Annotated in this window: 10 protein-coding genes and 2 tRNA genes; 4 read left to right on the plus strand and 8 right to left on the minus strand. The window is 59.2% G+C overall.

Annotated elements, in window-relative coordinates:
* Window positions 1-94 precede the first annotated feature (94 nt).
* Window positions 95-1,432, minus strand: a complete 1,338-nt coding sequence (rimO, locus tag ACM6IV_RS18160) for a 30S ribosomal protein S12 methylthiotransferase RimO (protein ID WP_041478077.1) — start codon at window positions 1,430-1,432, stop codon at window positions 95-97.
* 349 nt (window positions 1,433-1,781) lie between these two features.
* Here rimO and ACM6IV_RS18165 point away from each other — a divergent pair, with 349 nt between their 5' ends.
* The 3 genes from ACM6IV_RS18165 (at window position 1,782) to ACM6IV_RS18175 (ending at window position 4,389) form a co-directional block, all read left to right on the plus strand.
* Window positions 1,782-3,623 carry a potassium transporter Kup gene (locus ACM6IV_RS18165; RefSeq protein ID WP_414871259.1) on the plus strand — a complete coding sequence of 614 codons (1,842 nt, stop codon included), beginning with the start codon at window positions 1,782-1,784 and terminating at the stop codon, window positions 3,621-3,623.
* A 176-nt stretch (window positions 3,624-3,799) separates the two neighbouring features.
* Window positions 3,800-4,090 (plus strand): type II toxin-antitoxin system Phd/YefM family antitoxin, encoded by a 291-nt coding sequence (locus tag ACM6IV_RS18170; RefSeq protein ID WP_414871044.1) that lies wholly within the window; start codon window positions 3,800-3,802, stop codon window positions 4,088-4,090.
* Window positions 4,091-4,101: 11 nt separating this feature from the next.
* Entirely contained in the window at window positions 4,102-4,389 is a 288-nt protein-coding gene (locus ACM6IV_RS18175) for a type II toxin-antitoxin system RelE family toxin (protein ID WP_414871045.1), read from the plus strand.
* Window positions 4,390-4,464: 75 nt separating this feature from the next.
* Here the strand turns inward: ACM6IV_RS18175 and ACM6IV_RS18180 are convergent, their stop codons facing one another.
* The 5 genes from ACM6IV_RS18180 to ACM6IV_RS18200 all read right to left on the minus strand — a co-directional run bounded on the left by ACM6IV_RS18180 (window position 4,465) and on the right by ACM6IV_RS18200 (window position 10,064).
* A complete protein-coding gene (locus tag ACM6IV_RS18180) occupies window positions 4,465-4,791 on the minus strand; it encodes a DUF3077 domain-containing protein (protein ID WP_414871046.1) in 327 nt (108 codons plus the stop codon).
* A gap of 685 nt (window positions 4,792-5,476) precedes the next feature.
* A complete protein-coding gene (locus ACM6IV_RS18185) occupies window positions 5,477-6,772 on the minus strand; it encodes an AcvB/VirJ family lysyl-phosphatidylglycerol hydrolase (protein ID WP_414871047.1) in 1,296 nt (431 codons plus the stop codon).
* Window positions 6,772-9,411 carry a bifunctional lysylphosphatidylglycerol flippase/synthetase MprF gene (gene mprF, locus ACM6IV_RS18190; RefSeq protein ID WP_414871048.1) on the minus strand — a complete coding sequence of 880 codons (2,640 nt, stop codon included), beginning with the start codon at window positions 9,409-9,411 and terminating at the stop codon, window positions 6,772-6,774. Before mprF ends, ACM6IV_RS18185 begins: the two co-directional genes overlap by 1 nt.
* Before the next feature lie 279 nt (window positions 9,412-9,690).
* Window positions 9,691-9,767, minus strand: a tRNA-Met gene (locus tag ACM6IV_RS18195).
* 220 nt (window positions 9,768-9,987) lie between these two features.
* A tRNA-Met gene (locus ACM6IV_RS18200) sits at window positions 9,988-10,064 on the minus strand.
* Window positions 10,065-10,344: 280 nt separating this feature from the next.
* Here ACM6IV_RS18200 and dinB point away from each other — a divergent pair.
* Window positions 10,345-11,406, plus strand: coding sequence for a DNA polymerase IV (gene dinB, locus ACM6IV_RS18205; protein ID WP_414871049.1), 1,062 nt, complete (start codon window positions 10,345-10,347; stop codon window positions 11,404-11,406).
* A gap of 117 nt (window positions 11,407-11,523) precedes the next feature.
* Here dinB and ACM6IV_RS18210 read toward each other — a convergent pair whose 3' ends face one another.
* Together ACM6IV_RS18210 and ACM6IV_RS18215 are read right to left on the minus strand one after the other, a co-directional pair.
* The gene (locus ACM6IV_RS18210; protein WP_414871050.1) at window positions 11,524-12,477 is read right to left on the minus strand and encodes a hypothetical protein; all 954 of its coding nucleotides are present in this window, start codon (window positions 12,475-12,477) and stop codon (window positions 11,524-11,526) included.
* Between the two features lie 17 nt (window positions 12,478-12,494).
* Window positions 12,495-14,210 carry a proline--tRNA ligase gene (locus ACM6IV_RS18215; RefSeq protein WP_414871051.1) on the minus strand — a complete coding sequence of 572 codons (1,716 nt, stop codon included), beginning with the start codon at window positions 14,208-14,210 and terminating at the stop codon, window positions 12,495-12,497.
* Between the last annotated feature and the right edge of the window lie 16 nt (window positions 14,211-14,226).

The raw sequence follows: 14,226 nt of genomic DNA on the forward strand, positions 1-14,226 counted from the left end.
CGAACGTTCAAGTCGGTGCAGCTCGCAAGAACACCTCAATCAGTCCCCTCTCCCTTTGGGAGAGGGTTAGGGTGAGGGGCTTTTGATTTTCTGATCAGATCTGCTCAGCCCACAAATCATATTCGTCAGCGTCAGTCACTTTGCACCAGACCTTGTCGCCCGGCTTCAGATTGCTGCCATTGTCGATAAACACGTTGCCATCGATTTCCGGGGCATCGAAGAAGCAGCGGCCAACCGCGCCTTGCTCGTCGACTTCATCGACCAGCACTTCGATCTCACGGCCGATGCGCATTTGCAGACGGGCCGAACTGATCGCTTGCTGGTGCGCCATGAAGCGCTCCCAACGATCCTGCTTGACGTCGTCCGGCACCACTTCCAGATCCAGATCGTTGGCTGGCGCGCCATCCACCGGCGAGTACTGAAAGCAGCCGACGCGGTCGAGTTGAGCTTCGGTCAGCCAGTTCAGCAGGTACTGGAAGTCTTCTTCGGTTTCGCCCGGGAAGCCAACGATGAAGGTCGAACGGATGATCAGATCCGGGCAGATTTCGCGCCAGTTCTTGATCCGCGCCAGGGTCTTGTCTTCGAACGCCGGGCGTTTCATCGACTTCAACACTTTCGGGCTGGCGTGCTGGAACGGAATGTCCAGGTACGGCAGGATCTTGCCGGCGGCCATCAGCGGAATCAGTTCGTCAACGTGCGGGTACGGGTAAACGTAGTGCAGACGCACCCAGACGCCGAGGGTGCTCAGCGCTTCGCACAGTTCGGTCATGCGGGTTTTCACCGGCGCGCCGTTCCAGAAACCGGTGCGGTATTTCACATCGACGCCGTAGGCGCTGGTGTCTTGGGAAATGACCAGCAGCTCTTTAACCCCGGACTTGACCAGGCGCTGAGCTTCGTCGAGCACATCACCGACCGGACGGCTGACCAGTTTGCCGCGCATCGACGGGATGATGCAGAACGAGCAGCTGTGGTTGCAGCCTTCGGAAATCTTCAGGTACGCGTAGTGGCGCGGGGTCAGCTTGATACCTTGCGGCGGCACCAGGTCGATCAGCGGATTGTGATCCTGACGCGGCGGCACCACTTCGTGCACAGCGTTGACCACTTGCTCGTACTGCTGCGGACCGGTCACGGCCAACACACTCGGGTGTACGTTGCGGATGTTGCCTTCTTCCACGCCCATGCAACCGGTGACGATGACCTTGCCGTTTTCCTTGATCGCTTCGCCGATCACTTCCAGCGACTCAGCCTTGGCCGAATCGATGAAACCGCAGGTGTTGACCACGACCACGTCGGCGTCCTGATAGGTGGACACCACGTCATAGCCTTCCATGCGCAGCTGGGTCAGGATGCGCTCGGAGTCGACCAGTGCTTTCGGGCAACCCAGAGATACAAAGCCAACCTTTGGATTGGCCGGCGCGGGAGTGGTGGACATGTCTAACCTCGGTATTTTGTGACGCCGCTAACCGTGAAGGAAAGCCGACGGATGGGCGCTTGGGGCGCGCCTCTGATCAAAAAGTGCGCAATTCTAGCGGCGGGCAGCGAACTTGACCAGCTTTATGCAGGGAAATACGACGAGTGCTGCGCTATGCTTCGCGCCGTTGAGCTTTACCAATTTTTTACAGTCAACAAAACGTCTGTAACAACAGGTAAAACAGCGCATGCTGCACCACAAAGCATAGTGCTTCATTCAAGAAGCCGGTTCTGAGAAGTAGGAGTGTTGGATGGGTCAGGCAAGTAGTCATGCGGCAGGCGCCGAGGGTTCGGCCACCAAGCCGCTGAGCATGCTGGTCGCGGCGGTCGGGGTAGTTTACGGCGACATCGGCACGAGCCCGTTGTACACCCTCAAAGAAGTGTTTTCCGGCGCTTACGGCGTATCGGTCAATCACGATGGCGTGCTGGGCATTCTGTCGTTGATCTTCTGGTCGCTGATCTGGGTCGTGTCGATCAAATACATGATGTTCGTGCTGCGCGCCGACAACCAGGGCGAGGGCGGCATCATGGCGCTTACCGCACTGGCCCGTCGCGCGGCGGGACAGCGGCGGAAACTGCGCTCGTTGCTGGTGGTGTGCGGGCTGATCGGCGCGGCGCTGTTTTATGGCGACAGCATGATCACCCCGGCGATTTCCGTGTTGTCGGCCATTGAAGGTCTGGGGCTGGCGTTTGATGGCATCGACCATTGGGTCGTGCCGCTGTCATTGGTCGTTCTGGTCGCGCTGTTTCTGATTCAGCGTCACGGTACGGCGCGGATCGGCATTCTGTTCGGGCCGATCATGGTCACCTGGTTCCTCGTCCTTGGCGCGCTTGGCGTGTACGGCATCAGCCATACGCCGGAAGTGCTGCACGCGATCAATCCGATGTGGGCGGTGAATTTCTTCGTTGTTCATCCGGGCATGGGCGTGGCGATCCTCGGCGCCGTGGTGCTGGCGCTGACCGGTGCCGAAGCGCTGTACGCCGACATGGGCCACTTTGGCCGCAAGCCGATTGCCCGCGCGTGGTTCATTCTGGTGTTGCCGGCGCTGGTGCTCAATTACTTCGGTCAGGGCGCCTTGCTGCTGGAAAATCCTGAGGCGGCGCGTAACCCGTTCTATCTGCTGGCGCCGAGCTGGGCGTTGATTCCGCTGGTCGGCCTGTCGACCCTGGCCACGGTAATTGCCTCGCAGGCGGTGATTTCCGGTGCGTTCTCGTTGACTCGCCAGGCGATTCAGCTCGGTTACATTCCACGCATGTACATCCAGCACACCTCCAGCGATGAGCAGGGCCAGATCTATATCGGCGCGGTGAACTGGGCGCTGATGGTTGGTGTTGTGCTGTTGGTGCTGGGCTTCGAATCCTCTGGCGCACTGGCCTCGGCCTATGGCGTGGCGGTGACCGGCACCATGCTGATGACCACCATTCTGGTGTCGGCGGTGATGTTGCTGCTGTGGAAATGGCCACCGATTCTTGCGGTGCCGGTGCTGCTCGGCTTCCTGTTGGTGGACGGTTTGTATTTTGCCGCCAACGTGCCGAAGATCGTTCAGGGCGGCGCCTTCCCGGTGATCGCCGGTATCGCGCTGTTCGTGCTGATGACCACCTGGAAGCGCGGCAAACAGCTGCTGGTCGAACGTCTCGACGAAGGCGCGCTACCGTTGCCGATCTTCATCAGCAGCATCCGCGTGCAACCGCCGCACCGCGTGCAAGGCACCGCCGTGTTCCTCACCGCACGCTCCGACGCCGTACCGCATGCGTTGTTGCACAACCTGCTGCACAACCAGGTGCTGCATGAGCAGGTTGTATTGCTGACGGTGGTCTACGAAGACATCCCGCGTGTACCGCCATCACGGCGCTTCGAAGTCGAAGCCCACGGCGAGGGCTTCTTCCGGGTGATCCTGCACTTCGGCTTCACCGACGAGCCGGACGTGCCGCAAGCGCTGAAACTGTGTCATCTGGAGGATCTGGATTTCAGCCCGATGCGTACGACCTACTTTCTCAGCCGCGAAACGGTGATTGCTTCGAAGCTGGAAGGCATGGCGCGTTGGCGTGAAGCGCTGTTTGCGTTCATGTTGAAGAATGCCAATGGGAACTTGAGGTTCTTCAATCTGCCGCTGAACCGGGTGATTGAGTTGGGGACGCAGGTGGAGATGTAAGCCTGGCCTCAACCGAAAAGCCCCCGTCAGCCTTGTGGTTGGCGGGGGCTTTTTTGTGAGCGTCTGGTCGAGCGGGTATTTGGTCGGTGGCTGGAAACAGGAGGTTGCACTGTGTTTAATTCAACGCAATACTCTGTGCATTATTGTGCTAATCAGCAAGTGAGTGAGAGGTAGTTATGACGGCATTACTAGAACGTGCTGACCAGGCAATTTCCGTCACTGCCATGGTCAGGAGCTTCAGTGCGAAGCTCAAGGAAATCTCCAGTCGTGCAACTGAGCGTTTGGTTATCTTCAAAGACAATCAACCGGCCGCTGTCATCATCAATGTGCAGGCCTATCAAGAGATGCTGGATGAACTCGAGAATCTGCGCGTCGAAGCGGCAGCCCGGGAGAGATTGATCAATTTTGATCCGGCCCAGGCGGTCAGCCATGACGATATGCGGGCCAGGTATGCCAGGAAGGACTAAAGGAGTGCTGGATGGTTTGGGGAGTGATTTATCATCCGGAAGTCCAAGGGGATCTGGATCAACTGGGACCTGCGGCAGCCAACCGGATTCTTGATGTCATTGAAGAGCGGATTATTAATGGTGAGCCAGACAAGTCTGGAAAACCGCTCAGAGCCAGCCTTGCCGGATGTCGCAGGATTCGCACGGGCGACACGCGCATTGTTTATCGGGTCAATGGCAGGGCGATTCAGGTGTTGATCGTCGCAGTTGGGGTGCGGCGAGATGAAGAGGTTTACGACGCCGCCGAGCGTCGAATCTGATCAATGTGTCGAACCCAATTAAAAGATAGCCCTCGCCGGTTTTCCAACTGGCGGGGGCTTTTTTTGCCTGCGCTTTTACATGCTCTCGGGTGCATCTAATTCAGATTCAGCCTTTGTTCGCGGAGGACGAGGAGTCAGTGTCTGAATCACATCATCAAGCAAAGCCTTGCCCATGAGTGTGAGGTAATGCGCAGCCCAGGCATGGCGGTCGGTATCTCTGATGAAGGCCGCATCTTCGGCGAAGGATTTTGCGAGGTACAGCAGGTCGGAGGATTTGGACAGGGCATCGAGAATCGGGATGCCGGAGCGGACGTTGAAGAACGCTTGATCCGAGTTGTAGAGGAAAGGGGTGAAGCCGATGGTTTGAGCGTTTGCAAGTCCGGGCAGATCAGTTTCGGTCATCGTGTTACTCCTTAGTTCGAAGTGCCGCGACTTTCGTTACCACGCGAAAGGGAGGCAACTGTACGCAGGGTGGTAAACCGGGAACCAAGGAAACCGGCACGCCCGAAAGCGTCCCACGCACAGCCGCCATAACTTGAGGAGCGCGCTGTTGCGATGGTTTCTCCGGGTTACCACACCCGATCGCTGAATGGGTCAGCGACGTCCGGAGAGTATCCCGTCAAAAAACAGCGCAATAGAGCGGCACAGCGCCCAGATACGAGTTTCGGAGTTTGCCTACAAGGTCTGTGGGCGTCATCTGATATTGCGAGACCAGACGTAAACGAAACTAAACGTTGCTGGCGGTTTTGCGGGTATTTGTTCAGCAGATGAATGAGTGTGGAGTTGACGATTCGATAATGCCAATCAAGCAGGTGTCCACGTTTTATGGAATGTGGACACTTGGCGTTTTTGGCTTCCTGAAGAGTCAAGAGATTTGCGAGCCTTGGCACAAAACTGCTGAATCCAGCGCAATTCCCCTGTGGGAGCGAGCTTGCTCGCGAAGGCTTAGTGTCAGTCGGCGAATCTGTTGACTGACCCGCCGCTTTCGCGAGCAAGCTCGCTCCCACAGGGATTGTGGTGGCGGCTGGAATGTAAAAAGCCCCCGTAACTGCGAAGTTGCGGGGGCTTTTTGTGGGCGTGGCTCAGATCACTCTTCGGCGACCGAGTCCTTGCTCTGACGCTTCTCGATCAAGTCCACCAGACGCTTGGCCAGCGCCGGGTAGTTCTCGTCGAAGTGATGGCCGCCTGGCAGTTTCACTGCCTCGCCCACGGCAGTCTTGTCGGTGCAGCCACTTTCATCGGTCTCTTCTTCACCGTAGATGCACACAACTTTGGCCGCTGGCAGCTTGGCCATTTCCGGGCCGGTGGCGGCTTCTTTGCCGGCGTTGCCCAGCCAGCCTTCGACTTCGATTTCGAAGCTGCCGGTGCGAGCGAAGGCCAGCAGGATGATTGCGTCGACGCGCTGCTGCTCGGTGTCCGGAAGGCGGTTGTAGATTGCCGGCAGAACGTCAGCACCGAACGAGTAGCCGGTGAGGATGAAGCGCTTGGTGCCCCATTTCTGCCGGTAGTGCTGCATCAGTTCAGTCAGGTCCAGCGCGCTTTGCTCCGGGCTCTTGTGCTGCCAGTAGTAGCGCAGGGTGTCGATGCCGACGACCGGGTAGCCGATCTTGGCCATTTCACCGGCCACGTCGCGGTCAAGGTCGCGCCAGCCGCCGTCACCGGAGAGGAACAGGGTCACGGTATCTTTGGCCTGACCGGCCGGCACTTCAACCACCGGGATGGCCAGACCGCCGTTGGCCTTGTCGCCGCCGACGAGGATCTTGCGCAGTTCGTTGTTCAGCACTTGCGGCAGGTTGATGTCGTAGTCGCTGATGCTGGTCTCAGCGTTCGGTTGATCGCGTACGAAACCTGCGCTGGCGTCGTCCGGGTTGTCGTTCCATGCCACCAGCCAGTGGCCGTGGGCGGCGGATTTCGGCAGCAGGTGGGTGCAGCCGGGTTTTTCCAGCGCGAGATCGACCGACACGGCTTGGGCCTTGTCGTCTTTCTGTTCCGACAACCAGCGCCAGGCCAGCACAGCGCCCGGGCCGATGCCGCTGACCAGAGTGGCCGGGCCATTCAGTTCACGCAGGCCCGATTGCAGGGCGCGGCTTTGCAGCAGGCAGTCCTTGGGCAGAATCACTTGAACGATCTGCGCCGAGGCGCTGCGGCTCAGGGTAGTCAGTTGTTTTTCACTGAGCTTCTGATCGTCATTAACCGCAATCAGCACCTGTGCCTTGGGTTGGGTGCCGGGAATGACGCGGGTCATGGCGGCGCCGTCGGCCGGGGTCAGCTGTTCGACGGTCGGTTCCGGTGCCGGACGTTTGAGGTACCAGAAACCGCCGCCGGCAATCACGGCCAGCACGATCAGTGCGGCCAGGATGTACTTCAGGGAGCGTTGAATCATCAGCGTTTCACCAATCCAGTCAAGCCGCCCGCGATCAGGGCAGCAGTGTCGGCCAGTGCCACCAGCGGATCGAGTCCGGCGGGCACGGCCATATAACGGGGTTCCCAGTCAGGCTGGAACTTGTCTTTGAAGCGGCGCAAGCCTTGGAAGTTGTACAGCTGCTCACCACGGCGGAAGACCATCGAGCCCAGACGCTGGGTCAGCGGTGCACCACGCCGGGGTTGCAACCCCGACAACGGCACCATGCCCAGGCTGAAGCGCGCGTATCCGTGACTCTTATAGTGTTGAATCAGGCCGACCATCATGAATTCCATGGTCAGCTTGGGGGCGTCCGGGTGCGCGCGCATCAGGTCGAGGCTGGCCAGATCATGGCTGTAAGTCTCGAGCAGGTTGGCGAATGCCACCGGGCGCCCTTCGAAGCGAATCACCGCGATGCGGAAATGCTTCAGGTAATCGTCGCTGAAACGGCCGAGGGAGAAGCCTTTCTCACGCACGTTCTTGCCCGTCAGCCACGCATCGGAAATCACTTTCAGCTCTTCCATCGGCGCCTGACCCGGTTCGTGGATTTCCAGCGACAAGCCATCGCGGGTGCCACGGTTCCAGGTGTAGCGCAGGTCCTTCATCTCCTTGCCCTTGGCTTCCAGATCAAAGCGCTGCAGATCGACCCGGGCTTCTTCGCCGAGTTTGATCGCGGTCAGGCCGATGTCCATGTAGTACGGCAGGTTCTCCGCGCGCACCTGGTAGAACACCGGACGAGCGTGGTGGATGTCGCAGAGGTCGCGGAACTGCCAGATCATCTCGGCGCGTTGCTGGCCGGGGCCGATCGGGTCGTACAGCGCCACGAGGCTGCGGCCACGGCGTGCGTACATCAGGAATGCTTCGTCGTTCTGGTGAAACAGCAACGCCTTGTCACCGGTCAGCGCAAGGCCGCCATCGGGTTGCGAGGACGCCATCAAAATCTTCGCTGCACGATCGAGTTCGTCGGGCGTCGGCAGATGGATCACCGGGCGCGCGGTGCGCAACAGCCAGGTCAGTGCGATCACCAGCAACAGCACGGCAGCGCCGAGCAGCGAGCGCAGGCCACGCGGGGCGTCAGCGTCGAGGGTGAACTGCCACCACAGTTGATGGCTGTACGGCACGTCCTGATAGGCGAACAACAGCAGCCACGTCGATGCACCGAGGACGCACAGGCTGGCCACCAGGTACAACGGCGAGAAGGGCAGTTCGGTCAGACGACTCGGGCGATAGAACGAGCGACGAAATACACCGAGCAATGCCGCGGTGAGGGTCATCAGCGTTGCTTCTTCCCAGTCGAAGCCTTTAAGCAACGAGAGCAGGGCGCCGACCAGCAACAGAATGGTGGTGAGCATCCACGCGGCCGACAGGCGCCGGCGCAGGCCCTGAGCCAGCATCAGGCAGAGCACGCCGATCAGGCTGGCGCCAAAGTGCGAAGCGTCGACCAGACGATGCGGGATCAGAAAGCCGATGTGTTCCAGGCGTGTGTCGATTTCCGGCGTTGCTCCGGAAAACAGCAGGACAACCCCAGAGAGAAAAACCAATACCGCCAGAATCGGCGCCGCCAGACCGGACGCCGCGCGCATGGTCTGAGTTTGAAACAGACGCTGACCTTCGTTGATCAGCAGCAGCACGCACGCCACAAGCAATGGCAACACGACGTAGATCAGGCGATACAGCAGCAGAGCAGCGGCCAAGGGTGCTGCGCCGAGCTTGTCGGCGAAAGCGGCCAGCAGGATCGCTTCGAACACACCGACACCGCCGGGCACATGGCTGAGTACGCCGGCAGCCAGGGCCAACAGATACACCAGCAGGAATGCGCCGAACGGTGGCGCTTCCGGCAACAGCAGATAAAGAACAGTGGCCGCAGCGGCGACGTCGAGCGCGGTGATGACCAGTTGCAGGAACGTCAGGCGCCGACCCGGCAGGCGCAGGGTGCGGCGTCCGGCCTTGACCAGCAGGTTGTCAGGGTAGGGTTGTTCCGGCAGGCGCCGACGATAGATGCCGATGGCCAGAATCGCGCCGAGCAGCAGCACGGTGACGGCGACCGTACCGAGCAATCCCTCGGACAAGCCAAGCGCCTGGGACGCTGCAGGCAGGTCGCTCAGCGTGGCCAGTGCAGCCAGTGGCGGCAACGCGCAGCCCAGCGACAGGCTGGCGAACAGGGTCATGTGCGCGACTTCCGAAGCCCCCAGACCCAGTCGTGCATATAAACGGTAGCGCACCGAGCCGCCGGACAGCAGCGACAGGCCGATGGCATTACCGATCGCGAATGCCGTGAACCCGCCCAGCGCCAATGTGCGCGGCGGCAAGGTCACACCGGCATAACGGCTGGCCGACCATTCGTAGCCGAGCAGGATAATGAACCCGACCACCGTCGCGCCGAACGCACCGAGCAGGGCGGGTTTCGGCACGTCGAGAATCGAGTCGTGCAAGGCATCGAGATCAAGTTCGGCGAGCAGATGACGACAGGCAATCAGCGCAATGGCGAACAGTAGCAATGTCACCGCCAGACCAATCGGCTGTCGGTATTTGCTCAACCGATCCAGCAAGCGCAGGCGCTCGGGTTTGATCGGGTGTTCCGCTGTGACGGTGTCTTGTGGATCAGACGAGTTGGCGCGCATCAATCACCTCTTGGATTGTGCGCGACAGGATGGAGGTATCCAGCCAAGTTACCAATCCCTGTAGAAAAAAATAATCACAAAATACTACGCCTCTCACCGGGTATCGGCGAGGGCAGTTCCTGGATTGCAGAGGCCTTGCCTGCGACTCAAGCATAGTCGCAAGTGAGTGCTTCTGAAGATCCCAAGCGGTTCACTGCACAGTGACAGATCATTGTTGCGAAAGGACTTTTTCAACAGATACAAAAAAGGCCACTCTTTCGAGTAGCCTTTTTTGATGTTTGGTTGCGGGAGCCGGATTTGAACCGACGACCTTCGGGTTATGAGCCCGACGAGCTACCAGACTGCTCCATCCCGCGTCTGTGTGGCGGCATTCTACAGGCGAACGGCGAGGTGTCAACCGCTAATCCCGTAAAGGCTTAAATAAGTGTGCAATCGCGTCAAACGGTCGCAGGCAGAGCGCTAACTTTCAGAAACGTAACGAATTCCTGTTTGGCGGGTCGCCCTCGCGGGCGGGTAAACCTGAAAAACAGGCGCGCACAAAAAAGGCCACTCTTTCGAGTAGCCTTTTTTGATGTTTGGTTGCGGGAGCCGGATTTGAACCGACGACCTTCGGGTTATGAGCCCGACGAGCTACCAGACTGCTCCATCCCGCGTCTGTGTGTCGGCATTCTACAGAGGAACGCTGAGGTGTCAACCCGAAATCTGGATAAAATCTGTTGAGGTTCAATCGGTTAGCGCTTTTCGTCGGAGGTTTTTCCGGCTGCGGGGCAGGCGGGGCAAGGCTTTCAGCTCTATTGGTGGCCGCCCGTCGATTGATAAAATAAATTCAAAAGACATTTCCTACCGTCTGGAAAGAACCTTCATACCACTGGTGCTATATACAGGTGTCAGTGAGATACTGCCCATCCGGCTCGCCACGTTTTTTTTTCTGACATGACTCAGCGAAAAATCATCCACATCGACTGCGATTGTTTCTACGCCGCCATCGAAATGCGCGATGACCCGCGTCTGGCCGGCAAGCCGCTGGCGGTGGGCGGTTCGGCAGACCGGCGCGGGGTGATCGCCACCTGCAATTATGAAGCGCGGGCGTATGGCGTGCGTTCAGCCATGGCGTCGGGGCATGCTTTGAAGTTGTGCCCGGACCTGACCATCGTCAAGCCACGCATGGATGCCTATCGCGAAGCCTCCAAAGAAATTCACACGATCTTTGCCGATTACACTGACCTTATCGAGCCACTGTCGCTGGATGAGGCCTATCTGGATGTATCGGACAGCGCCCATTTCGGTGGCAGCGCCACACGCATTGCCCAGGACATCCGTCGTCGAGTCTCCAATCAATTGCATATCACCGTTTCTGCCGGGGTGGCGCCGAACAAATTTCTGGCGAAAATCGCCAGCGACTGGAAGAAGCCCAACGGCTTGTTCGTGATCACTCCGGATCAAGTCGAGGATTTCGTCAGTGGTCTGCCCGTAAGCAAGCTGCACGGCGTTGGCAAGGTCACCGCCGACAAGCTCGGCAAACTCGGTATCGTCGACTGTCAGCACTTGCGTGAGTGGGGCAGGCTGGCGCTGGTACGTGAATTCGGCAGTTTCGGCGAGCGATTGTGGAATCTCGCCCGCGGGATCGACGATCGGCTGGTGCATAACGACAGTCGGCGCCAGTCAATCAGTGTGGAAAACACCTACGACGCTGATCTGCCGGACTTGCGCAGTTGCCTGGATAAGCTGCCCGAGCTGCTGGAAACCCTGAAAACCCGTATGGCGCGGATCGATAGCAGTTATCGACCGGGTAAGCCGTTCGTCAAAGTGAAGTTTCATGACTTTACCCAGACCACGCTGGAGCAGGCCGGGGCGGGGCGGGACCTGGGCAGTTATCAGCTGCTGCTGACGCAGGCGTTCAATCGCGGTGGGAAACCGGTGCGGTTGCTGGGGGTTGGGGTGAGGCTTGAGGATTTGCGCGGCGGGTTTGAGCAGATGGAGTTGTTTGAGCGGTAGTTTTGCGTTGTCTGTCAGGACGTCTTCGCGAGCAAGCCCGCTCCCACATTGGATCTGTGTCGTACACAAAACCAATGTGGGAGCGGGCTTGCTCGCGAAGCTTTTTGCTTTTGACTTTTAATTCGGTCCCGGATCCGCCACCAGGCGCCCGGCATCCTTGGTCAGCGACTTGAGAAATTCGGTCTGCAACTCAGGATCGTTGCGCGTCAGTTCGATCAGGCTTTGTTCCAGCTCGCTGGCTTCTTCTTCCAGACCCAGTTCCGACAAACGTTTGACCCGGTGTACCCACTGGCTCACTTCGTCGTCTTCCAGATCGTCGTAAATCAGCCCGTGGGCTTCGAGCAACTTGCCACGCAGATGACTGCTGATCATCAGCGATGAATCAGAGTGCACGTCATCTTTGGCGTCTTCGACGCTGATCTGCAGTTTGCCGATGTGATTGAGGTCATTTTCGGCAAACGGACTGTCGAGCAGATTCAGGCGCAGCACGCCATTACGATCGGTGGTCATGTCGAAGGTCTGTTTGCCAGCCTTGACCTGTACCGGACGCTCGCTCCACGGCAGGCTCGAATACTCCGTGCGCTTGTCGCGCTGGACTTCATCGATGCCGGCCAGGTTCTGTTGTGCGCGACCGTTGGACTGCACGTTCATGAACGGGTTGAGTCCGGCAAAACCATAGCTCAGCCAGTCCTTGGTGACGCTGTCCGGCAGGTTGCCGAGGGCGAACACATTGACCACGTTGGCGCCGACGCCACCGACCACGGCCACCGCCCCCAGCGGGATCTCGTAGACCTCCCGCCAAGGCTGGTAAGGCGTATAGCGATCGTAGCGACGCGTTACTTCGAATTCGGTGACTTCGAAGGTCTTCTGCTCGTTGATCTTCACGCGTCGTTGCGGCAGCTCAAGCTCCTTAGGCTCACCGACATCGATCTGCAGGCGATGGTCGAGCAACTTTCGCTCGACCCGCTCTTCGTGCTCGCTGCGTTGTGACATGTGATTGGCACAGCCGCTGACCAGCAGGGCGCCGCACAGGGCGGCGCCACCGAGGCCTAAGGTGTTTCGCTTGAACATGATGTCTCTATCTGCTTTCAGCGGCGGATACGGGCCTGAAGGAAGGACACCACATCGGCGACCGGCAGCGCTTGCGCTTCGGGCTCGGTACGGCTCTTGTATTCCAGGTTGCCTTCGGCGAGGCCGCGGTCGCTGACCACGATCCGGTGCGGAATGCCGATCAGCTCCATGTCCGCGAACTTGATGCCCGGGCTGGTTTTCTTGTCGCGATCGTCCAACAGCACTTCGAAGCCGGCGGCCGTCAGTTCGGCGTACAGCTTGTCGGTGGCTTCGCGCACCTGCTCGGTTTCATAACGCAGCGGTACCAGAGCGATCTGGAACGGCGCCAGCGTGTCGCTCCAGATGATGCCGTTTTCGTCGTTGTTCTGCTCGATGGCCGCAGCCACCACGCGGGATACGCCGATGCCGTAGCAACCCATTTCCAGGGTCACCGGCTTGCCGTTCTCGCCCAGCACTTCGCACTTCATCGCCTTGCTGTACTTGTTGCCCAGCTGGAAGATATGTCCGACTTCGATGCCGCGCTTGATTTCCAGGGTGCCTTTGCAATCCGGGCTTGGGTCACCGGCGACTACGTTACGCAGGTCGGCCACGGTCGGAACCGGCAGGTCACGCTCCCAGTTCACGCCGAAGTAGTGCTTGTCATCGATGTTCGCGCCGATACCGAAGTCGCTCATCAGCTCGACCGAGCGGTCGATGATGATTGGCAGCGGCAGGTTCAGCGGGCCGAGCGAACCGGCGCCGGCGCCGATGGCGTCACGCAGTTCGGCATCGGTGGCCATGACCAGCGGACTGGCGACGCCAGATTGCTGGGCAGCCTTGATTTCGTTGAGTTCGTGATCGCCACGGATGACCAGCGCGATCAGCTTGCCTTCTTCTTCGGCGCGCACGATCAGGGTCTTGATGGTCTTTTCAATCGGCAGATTGAATTTTTCCACCAGCGCCGCGATGGTTTTGGTGTCTGGCGTATCGACCAGACGCAGCTCTTCGGTCGGAGCAGGGCGCGAAGTTTCGCGTGGCACCGCTTCGGCTTTTTCGATGTTCGCCGCGTAGTCGGAACCGTTGCTGAAGACGATATCGTCTTCGCCGGACTCGGCCAGTACGTGGAATTCGTGGGAACCGGCACCACCGATCGAACCGTTGTCGGCTTCTACCGCACGGAATTTCAGGCCCAGACGCGTGAAGATCTTGCAGTAGGCTTCATGCATGCGGTCATAGGTGATCTGCAGCGACGCCTGATCAGCGTGGAAGGAGTATGAGTCCTTCATGATGAACTCGCGACCGCGCATCAAACCGAAGCGTGGACGGATTTCGTCACGGAATTTGGTCTGGATCTGGTACAGGTTGATTGGCAGCTGCTTGTAGCTGCTCAACTCGTTGCGCATCAGATCGGTGATCACTTCTTCGTGGGTCGGACCCGCGCAGAAGTCGCGACCGTGGCGGTCTTTGATGCGCAGCAGCTCAGGGCCGTATTCTTCCCAGCGCCCCGATTCCTGCCACAGCTCGGCCGGTTGGGTGCTCGGCATCAACACTTCCAGAGAGCCGGCAGCGTTCATCTCTTCGCGAACGATGGCTTCAACCTTGCGCATGACTCGCAGACCCATGGGCAGCCAGGTGTACAGGCCCGAGGCGAGTTTGCGGATCATGCCGGCGCGCAGCATCAGCTGGTGGCTGATCACGACCGCGTCGGAAGGCGTTTCTTTCTGTGTGGCGAGCAAAAATTGACTGGTGCGCATGGTTGGCCGTTGTCGG

Origin of the sequence: Pseudomonas sp. IT-347P (assembly GCF_949768005.1) — a bacterium.
Classification (GTDB): Bacteria; Pseudomonadota; Gammaproteobacteria; order Pseudomonadales; family Pseudomonadaceae; genus Aquipseudomonas.